This window comes from Bradyrhizobium sp. WSM4873, assembly GCF_055811355.1.
The window spans coordinates 39,122-64,241 of record NZ_JBVVPS010000019.1 but is presented as its reverse complement, the minus strand read 5'-3'; the positions used below and the strand labels follow the sequence as shown (position 1 = coordinate 64,241).

20 protein-coding genes are annotated in these 25,120 nt (G+C 64.6%); 12 read left to right on the top strand and 8 right to left on the bottom strand.

The window, feature by feature from the left end:
- Positions 1-13 precede the first annotated feature (13 nt).
- Positions 14-814: an FAD binding domain-containing protein gene (locus AC0L21_RS23700; RefSeq protein ID WP_473264193.1), complete on the top strand. Its 801-nt coding sequence runs from the start codon at positions 14-16 to the stop codon at positions 812-814.
- A gap of 208 nt (positions 815-1,022) precedes the next feature.
- Entirely contained in the window at positions 1,023-2,132 is a 1,110-nt protein-coding gene (locus AC0L21_RS23695; RefSeq protein ID WP_473264191.1) for a CaiB/BaiF CoA transferase family protein, read from the top strand.
- A 196-nt stretch (positions 2,133-2,328) separates the two neighbouring features.
- Here AC0L21_RS23695 and hppD read toward each other — a convergent pair whose 3' ends face one another.
- Positions 2,329-3,444 carry a 4-hydroxyphenylpyruvate dioxygenase gene (gene hppD, locus AC0L21_RS23690; RefSeq protein WP_473264190.1) on the bottom strand — a complete coding sequence of 372 codons (1,116 nt, stop codon included), beginning with the start codon at positions 3,442-3,444 and terminating at the stop codon, positions 2,329-2,331.
- A 121-nt stretch (positions 3,445-3,565) separates the two neighbouring features.
- Here hppD and AC0L21_RS23685 point away from each other — a divergent pair, with 121 nt between their 5' ends.
- Both AC0L21_RS23685 and AC0L21_RS23680 read left to right on the top strand, forming a co-directional pair.
- The gene (locus tag AC0L21_RS23685) at positions 3,566-4,045 is read left to right on the top strand and encodes an Lrp/AsnC family transcriptional regulator (RefSeq protein ID WP_473264189.1); all 480 of its coding nucleotides are present in this window, start codon (positions 3,566-3,568) and stop codon (positions 4,043-4,045) included.
- A 74-nt stretch (positions 4,046-4,119) separates the two neighbouring features.
- Complete coding sequence (locus AC0L21_RS23680; protein WP_473264188.1) at positions 4,120-4,431, top strand: DUF1272 domain-containing protein; 312 nt, start codon at positions 4,120-4,122, stop codon at positions 4,429-4,431.
- Positions 4,432-4,551: 120 nt separating this feature from the next.
- Here AC0L21_RS23680 and fahA read toward each other — a convergent pair whose 3' ends face one another.
- The 5 genes from fahA to AC0L21_RS23655 form a co-directional block, all read right to left on the bottom strand.
- The gene (gene fahA, locus AC0L21_RS23675) at positions 4,552-5,826 is read right to left on the bottom strand and encodes a fumarylacetoacetase (RefSeq protein WP_473264187.1); all 1,275 of its coding nucleotides are present in this window, start codon (positions 5,824-5,826) and stop codon (positions 4,552-4,554) included.
- Positions 5,827-6,002: 176 nt separating this feature from the next.
- Positions 6,003-7,349 (bottom strand): homogentisate 1,2-dioxygenase, encoded by a 1,347-nt coding sequence (gene hmgA, locus AC0L21_RS23670; protein ID WP_473264186.1) that lies wholly within the window; start codon positions 7,347-7,349, stop codon positions 6,003-6,005.
- The gene (locus AC0L21_RS23665) at positions 7,346-8,308 is read right to left on the bottom strand and encodes an MBL fold metallo-hydrolase (protein ID WP_473264185.1); all 963 of its coding nucleotides are present in this window, start codon (positions 8,306-8,308) and stop codon (positions 7,346-7,348) included. The genes hmgA and AC0L21_RS23665 overlap by 4 nt, the downstream gene beginning before the upstream one ends.
- A 27-nt stretch (positions 8,309-8,335) precedes the next feature.
- Entirely contained in the window at positions 8,336-8,563 is a 228-nt protein-coding gene (locus AC0L21_RS23660; protein WP_247396352.1) for a DUF2783 domain-containing protein, read from the bottom strand.
- Between the two features lie 13 nt (positions 8,564-8,576).
- Positions 8,577-10,205: an FAD-dependent oxidoreductase gene (locus AC0L21_RS23655; RefSeq protein ID WP_473264184.1), complete on the bottom strand. Its 1,629-nt coding sequence runs from the start codon at positions 10,203-10,205 to the stop codon at positions 8,577-8,579.
- 109 nt (positions 10,206-10,314) lie between these two features.
- Between AC0L21_RS23655 and AC0L21_RS23650 the strand changes: the two genes are divergently transcribed.
- Positions 10,315-10,857 (top strand): MarR family winged helix-turn-helix transcriptional regulator, encoded by a 543-nt coding sequence (locus AC0L21_RS23650; RefSeq protein ID WP_473264183.1) that lies wholly within the window; start codon positions 10,315-10,317, stop codon positions 10,855-10,857.
- On the opposite strand, the gene AC0L21_RS23645 is transcribed toward AC0L21_RS23650, so the two are convergent.
- Positions 10,858-11,664, bottom strand: coding sequence for an N-acyl homoserine lactonase family protein (locus AC0L21_RS23645; RefSeq protein ID WP_473264182.1), 807 nt, complete (start codon positions 11,662-11,664; stop codon positions 10,858-10,860). It lies immediately after the preceding gene.
- 374 nt (positions 11,665-12,038) lie between these two features.
- On the opposite strand from AC0L21_RS23645, the gene AC0L21_RS23640 reads away from it, so the two are divergent.
- From AC0L21_RS23640 to AC0L21_RS23620, 5 genes are all read left to right on the top strand, one after another.
- Complete coding sequence (locus tag AC0L21_RS23640; RefSeq protein ID WP_473264181.1) at positions 12,039-13,550, top strand: caspase family protein; 1,512 nt, start codon at positions 12,039-12,041, stop codon at positions 13,548-13,550.
- Positions 13,551-13,696: 146 nt separating this feature from the next.
- On the top strand, positions 13,697-14,368 hold the full coding sequence (locus tag AC0L21_RS23635; RefSeq protein WP_473264180.1) for an OmpA family protein: 672 nt from the start codon (positions 13,697-13,699) through the stop codon (positions 14,366-14,368).
- 158 nt (positions 14,369-14,526) lie between these two features.
- Positions 14,527-15,456 (top strand): RND family efflux transporter, encoded by a 930-nt coding sequence (locus AC0L21_RS23630; RefSeq protein ID WP_027515083.1) that lies wholly within the window; start codon positions 14,527-14,529, stop codon positions 15,454-15,456.
- Positions 15,456-18,605, top strand: coding sequence for an efflux RND transporter permease subunit (locus AC0L21_RS23625; RefSeq protein ID WP_473264179.1), 3,150 nt, complete (start codon positions 15,456-15,458; stop codon positions 18,603-18,605). Before AC0L21_RS23630 ends, AC0L21_RS23625 begins: the two co-directional genes overlap by 1 nt.
- 280 nt (positions 18,606-18,885) lie before the next feature.
- Entirely contained in the window at positions 18,886-19,230 is a 345-nt protein-coding gene (locus tag AC0L21_RS23620; protein WP_473264178.1) for a type II toxin-antitoxin system RelE/ParE family toxin, read from the top strand.
- A 5-nt stretch (positions 19,231-19,235) separates the two neighbouring features.
- On the opposite strand, the gene AC0L21_RS23615 is transcribed toward AC0L21_RS23620, so the two are convergent.
- Complete coding sequence (locus AC0L21_RS23615; RefSeq protein ID WP_007599026.1) at positions 19,236-19,910, bottom strand: Crp/Fnr family transcriptional regulator; 675 nt, start codon at positions 19,908-19,910, stop codon at positions 19,236-19,238.
- Positions 19,911-20,145: 235 nt separating this feature from the next.
- On the opposite strand from AC0L21_RS23615, the gene AC0L21_RS23610 reads away from it, so the two are divergent.
- Positions 20,146-22,224, top strand: coding sequence for an AsmA family protein (locus AC0L21_RS23610; RefSeq protein WP_473264177.1), 2,079 nt, complete (start codon positions 20,146-20,148; stop codon positions 22,222-22,224).
- A 276-nt stretch (positions 22,225-22,500) separates the two neighbouring features.
- Positions 22,501-24,948: an adenylate/guanylate cyclase domain-containing protein gene (locus AC0L21_RS23605; protein ID WP_473264176.1), complete on the top strand. Its 2,448-nt coding sequence runs from the start codon at positions 22,501-22,503 to the stop codon at positions 24,946-24,948.
- Positions 24,949-25,120: the final 172 nt, after the last annotated feature.

Here is a 25,120-nt window from a genome sequence, read left to right as displayed (position 1 = left end):
GGGAGGAACGAAGATGTACCAGACCGTTTATCATCGCGCGTCCTCGGTTGACGAAGCCGTCTCCCTGTTCTCCAAAAGCAGCGAAGCAAAATTCCTCGCCGGCGGGCAGACGCTGCTGCCGGTGATGAAGCAACGCCTCGCCAGTCCGTCCGACGTCATCGACCTCGGCAAGATCAAGGAGCTGCAGGGCGTCGAACTCTCGGGCGACGTCCTGACCGTCAAGGCCGGCACGACCTATTTCGACATCATGCAGAATGCCGATGTGAAGAAGGCGATTCCCGCAATCGCCTATCTGACCTCGGTGCTCGGCGACCCCGCGGTGCGCTATCGCGGCACGATCGGCGGCTCGATCGCCAACAACGATCCCGCCGCGGATTATCCCGCCGCGCTGCTCGCGCTCGGCGCCACCGTGAAGACCAACAAGCGGTCGATTGCGGCGGACGACTTCTTCCAGGGCCTGTTCACGACGGCGCTGGAAGACGGCGAAATCATCACCGCCGTGTCGTTCCCGGTCCCGGCGAAGGCAGGCTACGAAAAAATGCGTCACCCGGCGTCTCGCTTCGCGCTGACCGGCGTGTTCGTCGCGCAGACGAAGTCCGGCGAGATTCGGGTGGCCGCCACCGGCGCCTCGCAAAGCGGCGTGATGCGGGTCCCGGCCATCGAAACGGCGCTGAAGGCGAATTGGTCACCTTCGGCGATCGACGGCGTGAGCATTTCGGCGAGCAATCTGCTGGCCGACATCCACGGCACGGCGGAGTACCGGGCCAACCTGATCAAGGTAATGGCGCAGCGCGCGGTGGCTGCCGCTCGCTGATCGTGGCGCCTTAGCGCCTCAACACAAATTTTCCGCGGCGCGCACTTCGGTGCGCGCCGTTTTATTTTAGCCACGCGACATGAAAACCGCTTGCCTCGCTGGCGTGAAGGCGAGAAAAGTTAATCAGCCAATTAACTCGCCCACAGAGGAATGTCCGAGGCGATTGCCGAACAATCGGCATCCGCCCGCGACCCGAGGAAACAACAAATTGCTCGACAAATCAGCCCCCACTTCCTCCGTTCGCGCCGCCGGCCCGCTTGCAGGCTTCCGCATCGTCGAATTCGCCGGCATTGGGCCCGGTCCGTTCGCCTGCATGCTGCTGGCCGACATGGGTGCCGATGTCGTCACGCTCGATCGGGTCGGCGCCAGGAAGAACATGAAGTCGGTCGCGGGCCGCGGCCGCAAGGTGGTTGAGCTCGATCTCAAGGACAAGGCGGCGATCGCGGAGGTGCTTGATCTGCTTGCGAACGCCGACGCACTGGTCGAGGGTTTCCGTCCCGGCGTGATGGAGCGGCTCGGCCTCGGGCCTGACGTGGTGCTCGCGTGCAATCCAAAGCTGGTCTACGGCCGCATGACCGGCTGGGGCCAGCAAGGTCCGCTCGCCAATGCCGCCGGCCACGACATCAACTACATCTCCATCACCGGCGCGCTCGCCGCGATCGGCACGAAGGAAGCGCCGGTGCCGCCGCTCAATTTGGTCGGCGATTTCGGCGGCGGCGCGCTCTATCTCGTTGTCGGCGTGCTCGCGGCGCTGCTGGAGGCCTCGCGGTCAGGCAAGGGGCAGGTCGTCGACTCCGCGATGTGCGACGGCGCGGCATCGCTGATGTCGTTCTTCTTCGACATGACCACGCTCGGCCGCTGGACCGAAGGCCGTAACGAGAACTTCCTCGACGGCGGCGCGCATTTCTACGGCGTCTACGAATGTGCCTGCGGCCATTTCGTCTCGATCGGCTCGATCGAGCCGCAGTTCTACGCGCTGCTGCGCGAGCACGCCGGCCTGACCGACGCCGATTTCGACGCGCAGATGGACCGCAAGGCATGGCCCGCGCTGAAGGAAAAACTGAAGACGGTGTTCAAGAGCAAGACGCGCGAGGACTGGTGCAAGATCATGGAAGGCACCGACATCTGCTTTGCGCCGGTGCTGACCATGTCGGAGGCGACCGAGCATCCGCACATGGTCGCCCGCAACGTCTTCGTCGAGCGCCACGGCGTGAAACAGCCGGCACCGGCGCCACGCTTTTCGCGGACGCCATCGGCGGTGCGCGAGCCGGAAGTGGCGGAGATCGGCGCGGTGACGAAGGCGTGGGCGGAGCGTTAGGAGCGGCAAGATCTCCGCTGCCGCACCACACTCCGCCGTCGTCCTGGCGAAAGCCAGGACCCATAGCCACCAAACGTGGTTTGACGAAGACTCGGAGTTATCAGTCAACCCAACAACCGCTCCCTGGGGTAATGGGTCCTGGCTTTCGCCAGGACGACGGCTGTGTTTGACGCCGCGGCGTGCCTAAATAGCGCGCCTACGCCGCATCCACCTTCAACACCCCACGCCGGATCTGATCCTCCTCGATCGACTCGAATAGCGCCTTGAAGTTACCTTCGCCGAAGCCGTCATCGCCCTTGCGCTGGATGAACTCGAAGAAGATCGGGCCGATTGCATTGGCCGAGAAGATCTGCAGCAGCACCTTGGTCTGGCCGCCGTCGACCACGCCTTCGCCGTCGATCAGGATCCCGTTTTTCTGCAGCCGCGCGAGGTCCTCGCCATGCTTCGGCAACCGCGCGTCGATCCGCTCGAAATAGGTCGCGGGCGGCGCCGGCATGAAGGGCAGGCCCGCTTGGCGCAAGTCCTCGATGGTGCGGTAGATGTCGCGGCAGCCGCAGGCGATGTGCTGGATGCCTTCGCCGCGATAGATATTGAGATATTCCTCGATCTGGCCGGAATCGCCGGCATCCTCGTTGATCGGAATCCGGATCTTGCCGTCGGGGCTCGTCAGCGCCCGCGAGAACAGGCCGGAGGCGCGGCCCTCGATGTCGAAGAAGCGGATCTGGCGGAAGTTGAAGAGCTTCTCGTAGAAGCCGGTCCAGACGTCCATGCGGCCGCGGTGGACGTTATGGGTGAGGTGATCGAGATAGAACAGGCCGGCGCCAGCGGGACGCGGATCGCGCGCACCGAGCCATTCGAACTCGCTGTCATAGGCCGATCCCTTGGCGCCATAGCGATCGACGAAGTAGAGCAGGCTGCCGCCGATGCCCTTGATCGCGGGGACATCGAGCGTCTTCTGCGCGGAGGACACATCGGCAGGTTCGGCGCCGAGCGAAATCGCGCGGCCATAGGCCGCCTTCGCATCGACGACGCGGAACGCCATCGACGGCGCGCACGGGCCGTGCGCGGCGACGAAGTCAAAGCCGTGGGTGCCGGGCTCCTCGTTGACGAGATAGTTGATGTCGCCCTGGCGATAGACCGTGATGGACTTGGTCCTGTGACGCGCGACGGGCGCATAGCCCATCAGCTTGAACAGCGCGTGCAACTCTTTCGGATCGGGATGCGCATATTCGACGAACTCGAACCCGTCGGTGCCCATCGGATTGTCGGCGCTGATCGTGGCCGGCGGTGCATCGTGCGGAAACGGACCCATGGCGCTCTCCCAAATTGCTGCTGGGATGAATTATCCTTCACGGGGCCCGCAATGAACGTGCAAATGAGGCGCAATTTCATTATCTTGCGCACGATCTGTGCATAGAAGGGGAAAATGGCGCATGACTTCGGTAGACGCCTTCGACCTCAAGATCCTCGGCGCGCTCCAGGATGATGGCCGCCTCACCAACCAGGAACTCGCCGACCTCGCGGGGCTCTCGGCCTCGCAATGCTCGCGCCGGCGGATGCGGCTGGAGGAGGAGAAGGTGATATCGGGCTATCACGCCGATCTCTCCAGCGAGGCACTGGGCTTTGGCGTGGTCGCCTTCATCCAGGTGACGCTCGCGACCCACTCGCCGGACAACTCGAAACGCTTCCGTGCGCTGGTCAATCGAATCGACGAGATCCAGGAGGCCTATTCGCTCACGGGCGACGCCGACTATGTGCTGAAAGCCGTGCTGCGCGACCTGAAGGGTCTCTCCAATCTCGTCAACGACGTTCTGATGCCACACCAGAGTGTCGCGCATGTGCGCTCATCGATCGTGCTCGACAGGCTGAAGGAAAGCTCGAAGCTGCCGCTGAAGGATTTGAAGGCTGGCTGAAATCGAGGGAACTACGCCATTCGCGCTTCGCACGCCGTCTGCGATGATCCGGGTCAATCTGCGGAGATTCAACCATGGCCCTCCAGCTTCGACCGAACTGCGAATATTGCGACCGCGACCTGCCGCCGAATGCAACCGATGCGCGGATCTGCTCCTATGAATGCACCTTCTGTGCGGACTGCGTGGAGACGAAACTCTCCAATGTCTGCCCGAACTGCGGCGGCGGTCTTACGCCGCGCCCGATCAGGCCAACGCAGGAATGGCGACCGGGCGTGTGCACGACGAAGCAGGCGCCGTCGGACAAGCGAGTGCATCTGAAGTACAGCCTGGAGGATGTCGCCGCGCATTGCGCGCGGGTCAAGGACGTACCGCCTGAAAGGCGATGAACTCTCTCCACGTCATTGCGAGGAGCCCTTGCGACGAAGCAATCCAGACTGCCTCGGCGGAAAGATTCTGGATTGCTTCGCTACGCTCGCAATGACGGAGTTTGTGGAAGCGGCGGCGCCCTACTCCGCCGCCAAAATCGTCCCTTCGACCTCACCAAAACCGACGCGATAGCCCTTGCCCTGGCACCAGCCGCGCATGACGAGGCTGTCGCCGTCCTCAAGGAACGACCGCTTGATGCCGCCGGGTAATTCGGCCGGCTCGGTGCCGTTCCAGCTGATCTCCAGCAGGCTGCCGCGCTGGTTCTTCTCCGGGCCGGAAATGGTGCCGCTGCCGAGGAGGTCGCCGACATTCATGGCGCAGCCGGAGGAGGCGTGGTGCATCAGCTGCTGCACCGAGGACCAGTACATGTATTTGAAATTGGTGCGGCTGATGGCGGCGGGCGCGTTGGCTCCGGCGGCACGCAAGGAGACGTCGAGTTCGAGATCGTAGTTCTGCGGCTTGCCCTGTTTGAGGTAATCGAGCGGCACCGGCTCCTGCTCCGGCCCCTTCAGGCGAAACGGCTCCAGCGCCTCGCGCGTCACCACCCACGGGCTGATCGAGGTCGCGAACGCCTTGGCGAGGAACGGCCCAAGCGGCACATATTCCCATTGCTGGATATCGCGCGCGCTCCAGTCGTTGAGCAGCACGAAGCCGAAGATCATCTCCTCGGCCTGTTGCTCCCCAAGCATCCCGCCCATCGGCGAGGGCTGCCCGACCACGACGCCCATCTCCAGTTCGAAGTCGAGCCGCTTGCAGGGGCCGAAGCTCGGCACCTCCACATTCGGCGGCTTGAGCTGCCCGCGCGGACGCTTCACCTTTGTGCCCGAGACCACGACGGTCGAGGCACGGCCGTTATAGGCGATCGGCATATGCAGCCAGTTCGGCTGCAGCGCATTGTCCTTGCCACGGAACATGACGCCGACATTGGTGGCGTGTTCCTTCGATGAATAGAAATCGGTGTAGCCGGAGACCGCGAATGGCAGATGCAGTTTCGCATCGCGCATCGGCACCAGCGCTTGCTTGCGCAGCTCCTCATTGTCGCGCAGCTCGGGATGATCGGCGCGCAGGAGCTCGCTGATCCGCGCCCGCGTCTTGGCCCAGACCTTTGGCCCCAGCGCCATGAAAGCATTGAGCGACGGCGTCGAGAACACGCCGAGCGGGCCGACGTCGAGCCGCGAATCCTGCTCGAGTTCCCAGAGATCGAGCACATAGTCGCCGATCGCCGCGCCGACGCGCGGCGTCGGGTTGGCCGTGGTCGAGAACACACCGTAAGGCAGGTTCTGGATCGGGAAGTCGGAGGCGGGATCGACGTCGATGAAGGAGCGGAGGCTGGGGTCGTTCGGGTGGGTTGTCACTTTTCGCCAGTCCTTTTTCCTTCTCCCCTTGCGGGAGAAGGTGGCGCGAAGCGCCGGATGAGGGGTTGTATCTGCGTGTCCGAATGAGAGAGGCTTGTTCGCGGAGACAGACCCCTCACCCGCCTCGCCGTTACGCGGCGAGCCACCCTCTCCCACAAGGGGAGAGGGGAAGAACGCTACGGCTTGCTCGGATCGAACCTCTTTTCCAGGCCCTTCCAGCAATCCGCGTAGTCGTCCTGCAACGTCGCGGAATTCGCGGCGTGCGCGGTGACTCGCTGCGCATAGCGGGTCTCGAACATGAAGGCCATCGTGCCGGTCAGCTTGACCGGCTTCAGCTCGCCGTTGCTGGCGTGCTCGAAGGCATCGCGATCGGGGCCGTGCGGCAGCATGCAATTGTGCAGGCTCATGCCGCCCGGCACGAAACCTTGCGGCTTGGCGTCGTAGACGCCGTAGATCAGGCCCATGAACTCGCTCATGATGTTCATGTGATACCACGGCGGGCGGAAAGTGTTGTCGGCGACCATCCAGCGCTCGGGGAAGATCACAAAGTCGATGTTCGCAGTGCCTGCTGTCTCCGACGGCGAGGTCAGCACGGTGAAGATCGAGGGATCGGGATGATCGAAGCCGATCGCGCCTACGGGAGAGAAGCTGCGCAGATCATATTTGTACGGCGCGTAATTACCGTGCCAGGCGACGACGTCGATCGGCGAGTGGGGCAGCGTGGTCTTGAACAGAGCGCCGCCCCATTTCACGAACAGCTCTGTCGGCGTGTCCTTGTCCTCGTAGTGCGCGAGCGGTGTCAGGAAGTCGCGGGCATTGGCGAGGCAGTTGGCGCCGATCGGCCCGCGCTCCGGCAGGGTAAAGGCGCCGCCGTAGTTTTCGCAGAGATAGCCGCGCGCAGGTCCGTTCGGAATCTCCACCCGGAACTTGACGCCGCGGGGGATCACCACGATCTCGCCGGGCTCGGCATCGATCCGGCCGAACTCGGTGACGATGCGAAGATTGCCCTGCTGCAGCACGAACATCAGCTCGCCGTCGGCATTGTAGAAGTGCTGGTCCACCATCGACTTGGTGATGAGATAGACATGGGCGGCCATGCCGGCCTGGGTGTTGACGTCACCGGCGGTGGTCATGGTCTGCACGCCCTGAAGGAAAGTCATGTCCTCCTTTGGGATCGGCGCCGGATCCCAGCGCAATTGCGCGATCGGCAGATCGTTTTCATGGCACGGTGCCGAACGCCACAGGCCGCCGTCGGCCTTCTCGAACCGGCCCGAATGTTTCACCGACGGGCGAATGCGATAGAGCCAGGAGCGCTCATTGCTGCCGCGCGGCGCGGTGAAGGGCGAGCCGGAGAGCTGCTCGGCATAGAGGCCGTAGGCACAGCGCTGCGGCGAGTTGCGTCCGATCGGCAGCGCGCCCGGCAGGGCTTCGGTCTCGAAGCTGTTGCCGAACCCGGACATGTAGCCCGGTGTGACCTGGGCCGTGCTGCGAATGATCTGATCGGGCGAGGTATTGATGTTCATGATGATCCTCCTCCTTGCAGGGCCGCCCACATCTCCTGGTCGCGCTTGTCGGTCCAGATCACGGGGTCGTCGATCCCCGACGCCTCGTCATAGGCGCGCGACACGTTGAACGGCAGACAGTGCTCGTAGATGGCGAAGCTCGAAAATTTCGGATCCATGACCTCGCGCGTCGCCGCCATCGATTCCTTCAGCGTACAGCCCTTGGCCACCGAGATTTCGGCGGCACCGTAGAGCGAGGTGACGAAGTCGCGCGTCATCGCGATGGCTTCGCGCACTGTGGCGACACCCTTGAGCGCATCGCCGCGGCCCGGGGCGATCGCCTTCGGATTGAAGTTGCGGATTTCGTTCAGCGTCAGCGGCCATTCGCGCAAATGCGCGTCGCCGCAATAGCAGGCCGAGTGGTATTCGATCAGGTCACCGGAGAACATCACCTCGGCATCGGGCACCCAGGCGACGATGTCGCCGGAGGTATGGCCGGCGCCAAGCTGCATCAGGCGCACCTCGCGCTTGCCGAGATAGATCGACATCTCGCCTTCAAAGGTCAGCGTCGGCCAGGTCAGGCCGGGAATGCTCGATGCGTCCTGAAACAGGCGCGGGAAGCGGCCATATTCGGAATCCCAATCCTGCTGACCACGCTCCTCGATCAGGCGATAGGTCTCCTGCGAAGCAACGATGCCCTGCGCCTTGTAGGCGGATGCGCCGAGCACGCGCACGGCGTGATAATGCGACAGCACGACATATTTGATCGGCTTGTCGGTGACGGCACGGACGCGCTCAATCACCTTGTTGGCCATCGCCGGCGTCGACTGCGCGTCGAACACCATGCAGCCGTCGTCGCCGACGATGATTGCGGTGTTCGGATCGCCCTCCGCGGTAAAGGCGTAGAGATCGGTGCCGATCTCGGAGAAGGTGATCTTCTTCTCGGAGAGGTCGCCGGTGGATGCGAAGTTCTTCGCCATCAGTTCATCCTTCAAGTCACTGGGTTATTATTGTTGTTGCTGTTGCTGTTGCTGCTGGCCATCGATCATGCGCCGCTTGGCGAGCAGGATCGCCTCCCGCAGCACGTCGATATCGCCGATATGGTTGGCAAGGATCAGCACCAGCGCCGCGTCGAAATCGGCGCTTTGCTCGTCGGTGAAGCCACGATGCGCCTCCACGATGGCGCGAAAGGCGTCGTCGGGCCGCGCGAAATTGGAACTGGTCGAGAGCGGCATGCGAATCCTCAATTCAATTCAAGCCTTGGGCGCGTGACAGCGCTGCCGCGACGCCAGCGCGCGTGGGGTGACGGAAACGCGCCGCAACGTAGCCGTCCGGCCTGAGTAGGTAGGCTGAGCCTGGCTCCGCATCATAGCGCTTTGCGGTGAGCCCCGCCGGATCTGCGAGCCCGTCCTTGCCGCCGATGCAGATGTCCTTCACACCAACGGGCGCCTCAATCGCCGTGCCATTGCTGAACGACAACAACGTGAACTCCGTTCCGCCCTGCCGGAATGCATCCGTCAAATAGGCTTGCTCGCCCGCGCGTGTCGCAACGGGAGCATCGAGCATCGAACAACCCGGGAGCGGTCCACCGCGCCAGGCGTCCGCATCCGGCGATGACAGTGGCGAGTCATAGCTGCACGGGACCGAGAGCCGCCCGCCATTGACCATGCGCTTGCCGAATTCCGTTTCCTTGGCCAGCGACAGCACCGCCTTGCGCAGTCGCGCCTCCTGATGCGAGTTCGGCGCCATGAAATCGGTCGAGCGGGTGGACTCGCGGATGTTCTCGTCGGCCGCCAGACTGCGCTCGACATGATAGCTCTCGAGCAGGCTCGCGGGTGAGGCGCCGCGCAGCACGCGGTCGAGCTTCCACGAGAGATTCTCGGCGTCCTCGAGTCCCGAATTGGCGCCGCGCGCGCCGAACGGCGAGACTTGGTGTGCGGAATCGCCTGCAAAAATCACGCGGCCGTGGACGAAGCGGTCCATCCGCCGACACTGGAATTTGTAGAGCGAGATCCACTCGAACTCGAACTTGTCGTGGCCGAGCATGCGCGCAATCCGCGGCCGCACGTTCTCCGGCTTCTTCTCGACGATGGGGTCGGCATAGCGATTGAGCTGGAGGTCGATGCGCCAGACATCATCGGGCTGTCGGTGCAACAACGCCGAACGCCCCGCATGAAACGGCGGATCGAACCAGAACCAGCGCTCGGTTGGGAATTCCGCGGTCATCTTGACGTCGGCGATCAGGAACTGGTCCTCGAACACCTGTCCCGCAAAGTCGGCGCCCACCATCTGCCGCAGCGACGAGCGCGCGCCGTCGCAGGCGACGACATATTGCGCGCGCAGGCGATAGGCGCCCTCCGGCGTCTCGATCGTCAGCGCGACGGAATCGTTGCGGCTCTCCAGCGCCGTCACCTTGTTGCGCCAGCGCAGGTTGATCTCGGGCAGCTCGCTGATGCGGTCGACCAGATAGGCTTCGGCGTAATATTGCTGGAGATTGATGAAGGCCGGCCGCTTGTGACCGTCGTCCGGCAGCAGATTGAACTGGTAGAGCTGCTGCTCGCCGTGGAAGATGCGGCCGACGCTCCAGACCACGCCCTTCTCGACCATGCGGTCGCCGACGCCGAGCCGGTCCCAATATTCCAGCGAACGTTTCGAGAAGCAGATCGCGCGCGAGCCCTCTCCGATGCGGTCGGCATCATCCAGAAGGACGATGCGCTGGCCGCGCTGGGCAAGGTCAATCGCCAGCGACAGCCCGACCGGGCCCGCACCGACGATCACCACGGGATGCTCGGCCGCGCTCTGGCCGGGACGATCCTGATCGGGGTGGCGGCGATAGCCGAACTGGGTTTTGGCCTGATGCGTATTGGCCTTCGCCATGCGCTAACCTCGGCTCTGGTCAGGAGAGGCCTGATCTGCTAATAGTCTCACATGCAACTATTTTGGACCGGAGCCGGCCGGCCGTCAACTGGAATTCGGAGCGCTCTCCTTGGCGAGGACATCCAGCGACATCGCGCTGAAGACACGCGAGGCCGATGAGGCCTCAGCGCGGCCAAAAACGCGGCTGGACCTGTTCAGGTTCGTGCCGTTCCGCCTCAACCGGCTCGCGGCGGAGGTCAGCGCCGCGCTTTCGGTCGAATATCAGGAACGTCACGGCCTCGACATCCCGGCCTGGCGTGTGATCGCGACGCTCGGCTTCCGCAACGATGCCTGCAGCGCGCAGTACGTCGCGCAATGCACCCGCACGCACAAATCCACCATCAGCCGCGCGGTGACCATGTTGCTGCAACAGGCCTTGATCGAGCGCGTCGAGAACGAAGCCGACCGTCGCGAATTCCGCCTGCGACTGACGAGGAAAGGCCGCACGCTCTACGAGGAGCTGTTTCCGCAATTGCTGCGGCGGGAAGAAGAGATCCTCGCCTGCCTCTCCGCGCAGGAGCGCAAACAGCTATCGACACTGCTCGGCAAGATCGAACAGAGCCTCGACCTGATCCAGACCAGTGAAGAGGCCGACGCCAAGCAGGCGTATTGATCACTTCACAAACGATCGCGATGGCGGCAAATGCAGCGCCCAGACGTCGCCCTGGTCGCTGGCGCGCGGATAGATCTCCGTCACGATCGGATCGTGGCCGGGAATGAACCGGTCCGGATGGCCAGCGAGACGCTCGATCGTCTCCCAGCCAACCGCCATGTCGCCGACATTGTAGACGATCGGGAACGGGCTGCGGCGCTGGAGATTGGCGTAATAATGCGCGGCGTCGGACGCAAGCACGACGGGCCCGCGTGCAGTCTCGACCTTGACCACCTGCAGGCCGTCCGAATGGCCGCCGACGCGGTGCACGGTGACGCCGGGCGCGACCTCGCCGTCGCCGGAATAGAAATTGACGCGCTCGCCATAGACATGGCGGACCATCTGGGTGACGTGCTCGACCGAGAACGGATGTCGCAGCAGTCCGTTGCACATGCAGCGCCCCGTCGCGTAGGCCATCTCGCGCTCCTGGAGATGGAAGCGCGCGTTCGGGAAGCGGTCGAGATTGCCGGCGTGGTCGTAATGCAGATGCGTCACGATGATGTCGCGAATGCTCGCTGCCGCGACACCAAAGCGCTCCAGCGCATCGACCGGGTTGAGTGTCAGCTTGCGGGCCCGCGTCGACGCTTCCTCGGCATTGAAGCCGGTATCGACCAGGATGTCGCGGCCGTTGCCGCGGATCAGCCAGACGAAATAGTCGAGATCCTGCGCCGCGCTGTCATGCGGGTCGGGCGCGAGGAAGTTCATGTGGGGCGTGCGCGGCGACATCGTCGCATAGCGCAGGGCGTAGATTTCGTAGGCGTTTCCCATGGTTTTGATCTTGCTCTTTTTGTGGACGCACCTTCAGGGGCGATCGACCGCAACAAGCCATCGTCCACCGCAAAGGTCAAACACCTGAGGTTGCGAAGGAGGCCCGTCCGCAATGTGAGACCAATCACATTGTTGTCGCCACGGCTGCCCTAGCGTGCAGCCGCAATGACAACCAGAATGCATCGCGTGCAATCGTGACCGCCCGTTTATTCCCCCCGCAACAAGCCCATGCGTCGCGGTCAATTGTCGCGATAGCGCCGAATCCGCAAGCGGTTGACGCCCCCCTCCCCCGGTTTGATAATGCACATTGCGTAAGTTAAGGTCGCCGCGGCGCAAGCTGGAAACGGCGCCTTTTTGGCTGGATCGCGCTAATTATGAAAATTCGCCTGCTTTTCGTTCTGTCCTTGCTCGTGTCGCTCATCCCGACCGCTCCGTCACTTGCGGCCGGCGATCGCTTTGCGCTGGTCATCGGCAATGCCAAATATCCGGACGCCGACGCTCCCCTGAAGGAACCGCTCAACGACGCGCGCGATGTCGCCGACGAGCTCAAGCGCGACGGCTTTTCCGTCGAGACCGGTGAGAACCTGACCGGCGACGGCATGCGCCGTGCCTTCGACAAGCTGTACGGCAAGATCAAGCCGGGCTCGGTGGCACTGGTGTTCTTCAGCGGCTTCGGCATCCAGTCGGCGCGGCAGAGCTATTTGCTGCCGATCGATGCGCAGATCTGGACCGAATCCGACGTGCGGCGCGACGGCATCAGCCTCGAAACCGTGCTCGGCGAGCTCAACACCCGCGGCGCCGGCGTCAAGATCGCGCTGGTCGATGCCTCCAGGCGCAACCCCTTCGAGCGCCGGTTCCGCAGCTTCTCGGCTGGCCTCACCCCCGTCATCGCGCCGAACGGCACCCTGGTGATGTATTCGGCGGCGCTGGCCTCGGTGGTCTCGGACGCCGGCGGCGAGCACAGCCTGTTCGTCCAGGAACTCCTCAAGGAAATCCGCGTCCCCGACCTGATGGCCGAGGAGACGCTGAACCGCACCAAGATGGGCGTCACCCGTGCCTCCAGGGGCGAGCAGGTGCCGTGGATCTCGTCGTCACTGGCCGAGGATTTCTCGTTCATTCCGGGGGCCGGCGGCTCGCGCCCGACAACGACGCCACCACCTGCGCCTCCCGCGCCGCCGCCGGTCGTCGCCAACAACCCGCCGCCGGCTCCGCCCGCGCCACCACCTGTGCCGCCGAAACCGGCCGACACAGTGGCAGCACCGGCTCCGTCACCGAAGCCGCAGGTCGAGGCTGCCTTGCCGCCGGCACCGCCGCCGCCACCGCCTGTCATTCCGGCCGATCCCGTCACCGCTCCGAGCATGGAGAGCGGGCCGAGTGCGGCCGTGCTGGCCGAGGACCCCACGATCAAGGGGCTGACCGCCAAGATCGCGGCCAATCCGGACGACGTGAACGCGCTTTACCGGCGCGGCCAGGTCTATGCCAGCAAGGGCGCCTACAGCCTGGCCATCAAGGATTTTGACGAGACGCTCCGGATCAACCCGAAGGACGTCGAGGCCCTGAACAATCGCTGCTGGACCCGCACCGTGGTCGGCGACCTCCAGGGCGCGCTGAAGGATTGCAACGAGGCCCTGCGGCTGCGACCGAACTTCGTCGACGCGCTGGACAGCCGGGGGCTCGTCAATCTGAAATCGGGGGCGGTGAAGAACGCCATCGCCGATTTCGAGGCTGCCCTGAGGATCAATCCGCGCCTGACCTCCTCGCTGTTCGGACGCGGGATCGCCAAGCAGCGCAACGGCTCGGCCCAGGAAGGTGCACTCGACATCGCCAATGCCAAGGCAATGGACCCGAACATTGTTCAGGAATTCGCAAGCTACGGAGTGCGTTGATATTTTTTTGAACCGGGGCCGATGTGCCTCGAACCCGCGACGGCCCGGCGAAGACTAATTGAACGGATGTCACCGCCCGCCTTTACGGGGCGGCTTACTGCAGGATTTTCGAACCGCGCCAGCTGGCTGCGCAGGAGGGACTGGCTATGAGATTGGCTGCAAAGGGACTTACCGCAATCCTGTCCATCATCACCGTTGGCGCCGCGCTGTCGCTGACGATCCCGCTGGCATTCGCGGGCGACGACGGCAACAGCAAGAACGTCACCGAGGACGAGATCGTCCGCGCGCTGGCGCCGCCGTCGAAGAAGCCGCTGACCCGCGGCCTCTCGATCGCTCCGCAGGCCGATCCCGCACCAAGTGCGACGGAGACCAAGCTGATCCAGTCCGTGCGCGGCCGCTCGACACGGTCGCTGTCATCGACCGAGCGCGAAGAAATCGCGTCGGCGGCCAAGGACAAGCCGAACATCGATCTGGAAATCACGTTCGACTACAACTCGGCCAATATCAGCGCCAAATCACTTGCCTCGGTCCAGGCGCTCGGCCGCGCGCTGACCAGCCCCGACCTGAAAGGCTCGACCTTCGTGGTCGCCGGGCATACTGACGCCGCCGGCGGCGAGAGCTATAATCAGGATCTGTCGGAGCGCCGCGCGGATTCGATCAAGCGCTATTTGGTCGACAAATACAGCATCTCCGCGACCGACCTCGTCACCGTCGGCTACGGCAAGAGCAAGCTGAAGGACCCGGCCCAGCCGATGGCGGAGGTCAATCGTCGCGTGCAGGTCGTCAACATGGAAAACAAGACCACCGCATCGAAGTGAGCACGACGTAATCCTTTGAAGTGACAAGTCGTGATGTGGTGTAAAGTCTCGCTTCCAGCGCGCGTCCCGCAGGCTTGCGGGACGCTGCTTTATTTCAGGGAAACGCTCTTCATGGGCCGCGCGCGGATGGCCGTGAGCCAGGCCAGGACGATCCGGCAATGAACCTCTCCCAATATCTCAAGCCGGCCGGAACGGTGGTCTTCGTCGTCGCGCTCGGCGTCGGCTATTATCTGTTCGAGCACCGGCACCGGGCCGAGCCCAAGGAAACCCCGAGCGAGGCGCTGGTCATCGTGACCAAGTCGACCAATGCCTGCTTCTCGGACCTGGTCCGGGTGACCGGCTTCTTCGTGCCGCGCCGCGAAGCCGTGGTCGTCGCCGACCAGGAGGGATCCAGGGTCACCGACCTCTTCGTCACCGAGGGCACCCTCGTCACCGACAATCAGGAGCTGGCGCGCCTGACCGCACCGCCCCAGATCCCGGGCCAGCCGCAGCGGCCCGGCCCGCAAGGACCGGTCTCGCTGAAAGCCTCTGCGCCGGGGCTCGTCACCGAGGTCCGCACCATCGTCGGCGCGCCGGCCTCGCCGCAGGCCGGCCCGATGTTCCGTATCGCCGTCAACAACGAGATCGAGCTGGACGCGCAGGTCCCGGCGGTGCACATGGCCAAGCTCAGCTCCGGCGCGACCGTTCGCATCAGCCGCGACGACGCGCCCGATCTGATCGGCCGGGTCAGGCTGGTCGCGCCCGAAATCGATCGCGCCACCCAGCTCGGCCGCGTGCGCATCAGCGTCACCAACAATCCCTCGCTGAAAGTCGGCGTGTTCGCTCGCGCCTCGATCGACGCGAAGCGAAGCTGCGGCGTCGCGGTTCCCAAGACCGCGATCGACCATCTCACCGTGCAGGTCGTCAAAGGCAACATTGTCGAGACGCGCAAGGTACGGGTCGGGCTGTCGTCGGACAGCGCGACGGAAATTCTGGAAGGCCTCAACGTCGGCGAAATCGTCGTCGCCGACGCCGGCTCTTCGCTGCATGACGGCGACCAGATCAAGACCATGTTCGCCGATGAACTCGATCGCACGCGGGTACGCTGATGGCTCTCAATATCTCGGCATGGTCGATCCGCAATCCGCTGCCGTCGGTGGTTTTTTCCATCATCCTCCTGATCCTCGGCTGGGTGTCCTTCACCAAGCTCGCGGTGACGCGGCTACCCTCGGCCGACATTCCCGTGATCTCGGTCGCGGTATCGCAGTTCGGCGCGGCACCCGCCGAGCTCGAATCCCAGGTCACCAAGACGGTTGAAGACGCCGTCTCCGGCGTCGAAGGCGTCAGGCACATCACCTCGCAGATCACCGACGGCCTGTCGGTGACGACGATCCAGTTCGCTCTGGAAACCAACACCGACCGCGCGCTCAACGACGTCAAGGACGCGGTGACGCGCGTGCGCTCCAACCTGCCGCAGAACGTCACCGAGCCGCTGATCCAGCGCGTCGACGTCATCGGCCTGCCGATCGTCACCTACGCCGCGATCTCGCCCGGCAAGACGCCGGAGCAGCTCTCCTATTTCGTCGACGACGTGGTCAAGCGCGCGCTGCAGGGCGTGCGCGGCGTTGCCCAGGTCGAGCGCATCGGCGGTGTCGAGCGCGAGATCCTGGTCTCGCTCGATCCCGACCGCCTGCAGTCGATGGGGCTGACGGCCGTCAATGTCAGCCAGAGCCTGCGCGGCACCAATGTCGACGTCGCCGGCGGCCGCGCCGAGATCGGCAAGAACGACCAGGCGATCCGCACCCTCGCCGGCGCCAAGACGTTGAGCGATCTTGCCGGCACCATGATTCCGCTGTTCGGCGGCGGCGAGGTCCGGCTCGACGATCTCGGCACCGTGACCGACACCATCGCGGACCGCCGCACCTTCGCCCGCTTCAACGGCGAGCCGATCGTCGCGCTCGGCATCAAGCGCTCCAAGGGTGCCAGCGACGTGAAGGTCGCCGAGGCCGTGCAGAAGCGCATCGACACGCTCAAGGCCACCTATCCCGACGTCGACCTGAAGGTGATCGACACCTCGGTCGAATATACCAACGGCAATTACCACGCGGCTATCTCGACCCTGTTCGAAGGCGCTATCCTCGCCGTCGTGATCGTGCTGTTGTTCCTGCGCGACCTGCGCGCCACCATCATCGCCGCGATCTCGCTGCCGCTGTCGATCTTCCCGGCATTCTGGGCGATGGACCTGCTCGGCTTCTCGCTCAACCTCGTCAGCTTCCTCGCCATCACGCTGTCGACGGGTATTCTGGTCGACGACGCCATCGTCGAGATCGAGAACATCGTCAGGCACATGAACATGGGCAAGTCGCCCTATCGTGCCGCCCTGGAAGCCGCCGACGAGATCGGCCTCGCGGTGATCGCGATCTCGCTGACGATCATCGCGATCTTCGCACCCGCGAGCTTCATGTCGGGCATCGCCGGACAGTTCTTCAAGCAGTTCGGCATCACCGTCTCGGTACAGGTATTCTTCTCGCTGCTCGCGGCGCGCTTCGTCACGCCGGTGCTCGCCGCCTACTTCCTCAAACATGGCAATCACCAAGAGCCGCCGCCCGGCCGCGTGCTGCGGTCCTATCACAGGCTCGTGGCCTGGTCGGTGAAGCACTATTTCATCACGGTGCTAGCCGGCTTCGGCGTCTTCGCCGCCTCGATCTGGAGCATTACGCTGCTGCCGCAGGGTTTCCTGCCGGCGCAGGACAGCTCGCGCTCGCTGGTGGCGCTCGAGCTGCCGCCGGGCACCCAGCTCGCCTACACCGAAAAAGTCACCGAGGACATCGTCGCGCGCCTGCGCAAGCGGCCCGAGGTCAAGAGCATCTTCGTCGACGGCGGCCGCGTTCCACCGGGGACCCAGGAAGTCCGGCGCGCCGCCTTGATCATCAACTACACGCCCAAGGACAGCCGCGACATCACCCAGCGCGAGCTCGAATTCTCGATCAGCCAGGAGCTGGAGAACATTCCGGACATCCGCTTCTGGTTCCTCGACGAGAACGGCCTGCGCGCCATCTCGCTGGTCGTGACCGGCGCAGACGCCAACATCGTCAACAACGTCGCCAGCGAGCTCGCGACGCAGATGAAGCGGATTCCCACCATCTCCAACGTGATCTCGGAAACCACGCTGGAGCGGCCCGAGCTGCGCGTCGAACCGCGCGCCGATCTCGCCGCACGGCTCGGCGTCTCGACCGAAAGCCTGTCGCAGACCATCCGCGTCGCCACCATCGGCGACGTCGGCCCCGCGCTCGCCAAGTTCGACGTCGGCGACCGTCTGGTGCCGATCCGCGTGCAGCTCGAGGATGCCGCGCGCGGCAATCTGAAGACGCTCGAACAGTTGCGCGTGCCGCTCGGCGAGCATGGCGAGAAGGGCGGCGTGCCGCTCTCCGTCATCGCCGACGTCAAGCTCGACCAGGGTCCGACCAGCATCAACCGCTACGATCGCGAACGACAGGCGACCGTCGCGGCCGACCTCGTCGGCTCCGCCGCGCTCGGCGACGCCACCAAGAAGATCTACGACCTGCCGGTCATGAAGAGCCGGCCGAAGGGCGTGAAGGTCTCACCCTCCGGCGATGCCGAAAGCCTGAACGAACTGTCCGAAGGCTTTGCCACCGCGATCACGGCGGGCCTGATGATGGTCTACGCCGTGCTGGTGCTGTTGTTCGGCACCTTCCTGCAGCCGATCACCATCCTATTCTCGCTGCCGCTCTCGATCGGCGGCGCGATCGCGGCCCTGCTGGTCACCGGCAAGCAGCTCACGACACCGGTGTGGATCGGCATTCTGATGCTGATGGGCATCGTCACCAAGAATGCGATCATGCTGGTGGAATTCGCCATCGAGTCCATTCACGCCGGCACACCGCGCGAAGAGGCCATGATCGACGCAGGCATGAAACGCGCACGCCCGATCGTGATGACCACGATCGCGATGGCCGCGGGCATGATGCCGAGCGCGCTCGCGGTCGGTGCGGGCGGCGAGTTCCGCTCGCCGATGGCGCTCGCGGTGATCGGCGGCCTAATCTTCTCGACCATCCTGTCGCTGGTGTTCGTGCCCGCGATGTTCATGGTGATGGACGATCTCGGCGCCCTGATCTGGCGCTTCGCCAAGCGGCTGGTCGTGCACAGCGAAGATGCGGAGGGCGCCGGTCATCACGGGGCTGCGCCGGCCGAAGCAATGCCGCGGCCGAAGAACATCGTGCATCCTGCGGCGGAGTAGCTATTGCCTCCAGATCTCGGGCTCGACATCGGTAAGTGAAGTGCTATCTTTCGGGAATGAACCTCATAAGCCGAACGCTTGAGATCGACGCCGACACCGATGCCCGTCTCCGGGAGATCGCGTCCGAGCGAGGAAAGGACGTCGCAACGGTTCTCGCAGAGGCCGTCGCATTGCTCGATTCAATGATCGACGTTTCTAGTCCAGACCTCGCAGAGGACCGCAGTCGTTACGATGATTTCAATCGCACCGGTCTAGCTGTGCCACTCGACGCCGTTAAAACGTGGGTGGCAAGCTGGGATTCGGCAGACGAGCTGCCCCGTCCCCAGCCGCGCAAGGTGAAATAATCCACCTTTCGCCAGCCGCGGTCGAAGACATCGAGCGGCTGCGAACATTCCTCGATACTGTTAATCCTGGCGCCGCGAAGCGCGCGTTGGCCTCGATCTGGAAGGCAATCGATCGGCTGCCGGAATTGCCGGCGCTGGGCAAACCGACTGAGGATGCCGTCATCCGCCAAATCATCATCCGCTTCGGCTCGTCAGGTTACATCTTGCGATATGTCATCGCTCCCGAGACAGGCGATATTCTCATTACGAGAATCTGGCATGGCCGTGAGGCACGGACCTGACGCCCCTACTCGTTGCGCGCGATCGCCGTCAGCTTGGTCATGTTCCGCAGCAGGATGCGGCCGCGCTGGAGATCGAGGATCGCTTCCTTGCGCCAGGCCTGAAGCTGGCGGTTGACGCTCTCGCGGGCGGCGCCGACGAAGACACCGAGTTGCTCCTGAGAGATGTGCACCTCCGAGCCGAAATCGGCGGCGAGCGCGCAGAGGCGCCGCGCGAGGCGAACCGGCAGCGGCTGGAGCATGGACTCTTCCATGCGCTCGCTCTGCCAGCGGATGCGCTGGCACAGCAGCGCGATGATCTTGATCCCGACCTTCGGCTCGCGTTCGAGGAAGGCGAGAAAGTCTTCGCGCCGCAGCACGAACAGCTCGCTGGCTTCGCCCGCGGTCGCGTCCGCAGTGCGGCTCTGGCCGTCCAGCACCGCAACCTCGCCGAACAGGTCGCCGGGCCCCATGAAGTTCAGCGTGAGGCGGCTGCCGTCGGAGGCGCCGGTCTCGATGCGGACCTGGCCTCGGCGCACGCCGAACAGCGCATCGCCCGCGTCGCCCTTCTGGAACAGCACCTCGCCATTCCCCAGATGCTGAGTGTGGCAGAGATTCGCCAGCCGCTGGAGCTCGTCTGCGCCGAGATCGGCGAACATCGCATTCATCTTGAGGATGACCGCAAATTCGGCCTGCTTGCTCATTTCAATGTCCTTGTGAATTTCGTTGGCAAATCGCTTGGAACCATCAACATCAGGATCGCGTAAAACCGCGCCGGGGAAGTGTGCCATAAGTCACATAACTTTGCAGCACCCCCAGACTATTTTTACGTGCTTGGAGCCGCTTCCCGTCCCGGGATAAACTCAGGCGCAAAGGACGGGTGGAAATGACGGTCATGTGCCGGATTCGACGCCGATCGCTCGCCGCTGGAAAGTCGACATGAGAGCCGTGAAATTCGCCGGCGCGGCGGTGGCCGCAATCGTCATCGTGATCGCACTCCTGCTGGTGGTCGGGATCCCATCGGGCTTCCTGACGTCGAGGATTGCCTCGCGGGTCGAGAGCGCGACCGGCTATCGCCTGTCGATCGATGGCACCACCAGAATCAGCCTGTGGCCGACGCTGAACGTGACGCTCAACGACCTCACGCTTGCCGACCCCAAGGACCGCAGCGGCATCGCGCGCCTGACCATCGACAGCGTGCAGGCCGACATGTCGCTCTCGAGCGTCTGGTCGGGCCGCCCGAAGATCAGCGAACTCGTCGTCACCCATCCCGTACTCTACCAGCCGCTGCTGCGCGAGCGCCTGCCGAATGCCGGCGGCACGTCGAAGCCGGTCGCGCTCGATACCGACGGCGCCGCCATCGACCGCATCAAGGTCACCGATGGCGAGATCGCATTCGCGCGCGTGCGCGATCGCGTCGAGAGCCGCATCAGCGCCATCAATGCCGATGCGATCGTCGGCCGTGATCGCAAGATCAATATCACCGGCACCGCACGGGTCGGCGAGCATCCGACCAAATTCGACATCAAGGCAACCACGCCGGCGCCGCCGGCCGACCGGCCGACCATTCCGGTGGATTTCGCCATCGACATGCCGGACGTACTGAAGTCCCGGCTCGCGGGTCATGCCGAGATGCGGCTGAGCGGTGACGTCGTGATGATCAACGGCGTGAGTGGCACGCTCGGCGATGGCGCGTTCAACGGCTGGGCCTCGGTCGATATCGCGAGCAAGCCTCTGGTCAAGGTCGATCTCGACTTCCAGCGGCTCGCGATTCCGCTGGCGAAATCGCCGGAAGGCGCGTCCGGGCAGCCCTGGAGCGATGCGCCGATCGACGTCTCCGGACTCAACTATGTCGATGCGCAAATCAGGATCTCCGCGCATGAGGCGGTGATCGGCGAGGCACGGCTCGCGCCGCTGGCGGTCGATGCAAAACTCGCCGGCGGCGTGCTGAAGGCCGGCACCGCCAATCTCGGCGCCTATGGCGGCCAGGTCTCGGGCGAATTGATCCTGGATGCGACCAGCGGCGCGCCGAGCTTTGCCATGCATTCCGACCTCGCCGGCGTGCGCGCGCTGCCGCTGCTGCAGGGCCTCGCCGAATTCGACCGGATCGACGGCAAGCTGCAGGCCAAGCTCGCACTGCGCAGCGCCGGCACCAGCCAGCGCGCGCTGATGGCGAACATGCAGGGCACGGCCTTCGTCAATTTCCAGGACGGCGCCATTCGCGGCATCAACGTCGCACAGATGATCCGCTCGCTGACATCGGGCACGCTGTCCGGCTGGCAGGCAAACCAGGACAACAGTCGGGAGCAGAGCACGGATTTGTCGCAGCTCTCGGCGTCGTTTCGGATCGACAAGGGCCAGGCGGTGACGACCGACCTCAACTTGACCGGACCGCTGGTCCGCGTGACCGGCGCCGGCACGGTCGCACTCGACACCAAGATGATGGGCTTTCGCGTCGAGCCGAAGCTGGTGATGACGACCGAAGGCCAGGGCCGCTCCGCCGAGCCGGTCGGCTTCGGCATCCCCGTGATGATCCAGGGCACCTGGTCGCAGCCGCGGATCTATCCCGACATGGCCGGCATGCTGGACAATCCGGACGCCGCCTATGCCAAGCTCCGTGAGATGGGCAAGGGGTTGTTCGGCGCTGATGGGGCCGGGCTCGGCAATATTCTGGGAAGCCTTGGCCTCGGGGGAGCCACCGCGCCGGGTGGCGGCAATGCGGCCGGCAATGCCAATCCGCAAACCCAGCAGCCCGGACAGAACAACCCGCTCGGCGGCCCCTTGGGCGAGGCGATCGGCAATCTGATCCAGCAGGGACTTTCCGGTGGCGCGGGAAACGGCACTGGGACTGCCACCGGCACAGGCACTGCCACCGGCCGCAGCCGCAGCCTGCCTGCAGCGCCATCCACATTGATGCCGCAAGCCTCGCCAGCGCCCTCCGGCCTGGAGGACCCGCCGGCGGCGCAGCAGGACAGCCAGCCGATGAACGACGTGCTGCGGCAGCTCTTTAATCGATGATTGCAGGACCAAAGCGCTGGACTCCCAGCCCTCCCTTGCCAAGGCCATCCCCTTACATCGGCGTCCCCGGCCGCGGCTTCCTCCAAACGGATGAGACTGCGACAATTCACCATGCTTCAGCCTGCCCAGCGTCCAAGGGAAGTAACCACGGCGGGTAACCACGCCGGCTGCTCGGCCGGCTCCCTTCACAGTCCCCTGGACCAAATTGTGCTAGAAGGCTCGCAGGGTCCGTGCGGCCCGTAGCGCCGGCGCCGATGGCGGCGCGAGAGGATCGGGATGGCAGGAGCGAACGACAAGACACGGTTTCTGCGCGAGGGTCTGTTCGCCAAATATGTCGTCTCCCTCGTCGGCCTCGTCGTGTTCGTGCTCGCCGTCAACGGCGCGATGGAGAGCTGGATCTCCTACCGCGCAACCAAGACACAGCTGACCGACGGTCTGGAGGACAAGGCGCAGGCTGCCGCGCGGAGGATCGAGCAGTCGATCTCCGAACTCGAGCGCCAGATCAGCTGGGTGACGCGGGCGAGCCAGGACACGCTCGAGAAGCGCCGCGCCGACTACGCCCAGCTGCTGCACCAGGTCTCGGTCGTCACTCAGCTGTTCCAGCTCAACGGCGACGGCCGCGAGGTGCTGCGCGTCTCGCGCCAGTCGACCACGACCGGCAGCAATGCCGATCTCTCCCGCGACATGCGCTTCACCGACACGGTCGCCCGCGGCGTCAGCTACGCGCCGGCCTGGTTCTCCGACCGGACGCCGTTCATGTCGATCTCGGTGGCGCATTCCGGTTTCAACGCCGGGGTCACCGTGGCCGAGCTCGATCTCAGCTTCCTCTCCGAGTACCTCTCCGACGCACAGGTCGGCAAGGCCGCCTTCGCCTATGTGGTCGATCCGCGCGGCCGCGTGCTGGCGACGTCCTCGAAGGGGCCCGAGATCGGCAAGGACCTCTCGAAGCTGCCGCAGGTTGCGGCCGCGGTCGCACCGGGCCACGAGCCCGACAATTCGGGCACCGACTTCAACGGCCATGCAGTGATGAGCGCGGCGAGCACTGTGCCGAAGCTCGGCTGGAGCGTGTTGTTCGAGCAGCCGACCACGCAAGCCCTGATGCCGATCCGCGACCAGCTGGTGCGCATCGCGCTTTTGATCGGCATGGGCCTTCTGGTCGCGATCCTCGCCGGCACGCTTCTGGCGCGCCGCATGATCATTCCGATCACGGCGCTGCGCGACGGCGCGCACAAGCTCGGCGAGGGCGATTTCAGCCATCGCATCGAGGTCCACACCGCGGACGAGCTGGAAGATCTCGCCGGCCAGTTCAACCGCATGGCCGACCAGATCCAGGAGACCTATTCGGACCTGGAGACCAAGGTCGAGGAGCGCACCCGCGATCTCGCGCAGTCGATCAACGAGCTCAAGGTGCTGGAAGAGGTCGGCCGCGCGGTCGCCGCCTCGCTCGATCTCAACGCCGTGCTGCCGACCATCGCCGCGCGTGCGATCGAGATCACCCATGCCGACGCCGTGCTGATCTACGGCTATGACGCCGAGGTGCGCCGCTTCAATCTGGTCGAGGCCAACGGCATCGACAAATCCGCCGACGGCGCCCATGTCACCATCGACGAAGGCCAGGATATCCTGAGCGATGCGGCCGGGAGCGGCGAACCGATCGCGATTGCCGATCTCGACCAGGCCTCCGAGCAGCCGCTGCGCGACGTCGCGGTCGATGCCGGCTTCCATTCGGTGCTGGTGGTGCCGCTGGTCGACCAGCAGGGCACGCTCGGCTCGCTGGTGGTGCTGCGCCGCGCCAACGGCGAGTTCGCCCCAAGCATCATTGGCCTGATGCGCACCTTCGCCAACCAGGCCGTGCTGGCGATGCGCAATGCGCGGCTGTTCACCGAGGTCGACCACAAGGGCCGCGAGCTCGCGGCTGCCCACGAAACCGTGCAGCAGCAGGCCGCCAAGCTCCAGGAGCAGACCGAGCAGCTGCGCAACTGGAACCGTTCGCTGGAAGAGCGGGTCGAGAAACAGTTGGGCGAGATCGGCCGCATCAAGCGGCTCGAACGTTTCCTCGCGCCGCAAGTCGCGCAACTGATCGCCTCGTCCGACGGCCACGACGCGCTGCTCGACAGCCACCGCCGCGAGGTCACCGTCGTGTTCTGCGATTTGCGCGGCTTCACCTCGTTCACGGAGGCGACCGAGCCGGAAGAGGCGATGAACGTGCTGCGCGAATATCACGCCGCGCTCGGCGAGCTGATCCACCGCTATGAGGGCACGCTCGACCGCTTCGCCGGCGACGGCGTGATGATCCTGTTCAACGCGCCCATCCAGTTCGCCGACCACACCAAGCGCGCGGTGAAGATGGCCGTCGAGATGCGCGATGTGATCGGCCAATTGACCGAGAAATGGAAGAACCGCGGCCACTCGCTCGGCTTCGGCGTCGGCGTCGCCATGGGCTACGCCACGCTCGGCCAGATCGGCTTCGAGCAGCGGCTCGAATATGCCGCGATCGGCAGCGTCACCAATCTCTCCTCCCGCCTCTGCGACGAAGCCAAGGCCGGCCAGGTCGTCGTCAGCCGCCGCGTCTACGGCATGGTCGAGCCCTGGGTCGAAGCCTGTGCCCTCGACGATCTCGTGCTCAAGGGCTTCAACCACCCCGTGCTCGCGATGGAGATCCTGTCGTGGCGCGAGGAGGTGGAGAACGTGGTGGATGCCGCCGCGGCACGGCGAAGAGGGTAGCCAAAACAAAAAACTGCGAAAACAACCCCATGCACAGTAGCCGGGGCCTGCAAGATCAATGGCTTACGCGGGTCCGGAATTGGCGGGTAGCGGTTTGACACGTCGGGCAAAACACCGGCAGGATGATAGCATCCCCGCGAACCACATCTCTCATCGTCGCGACTAACGAACG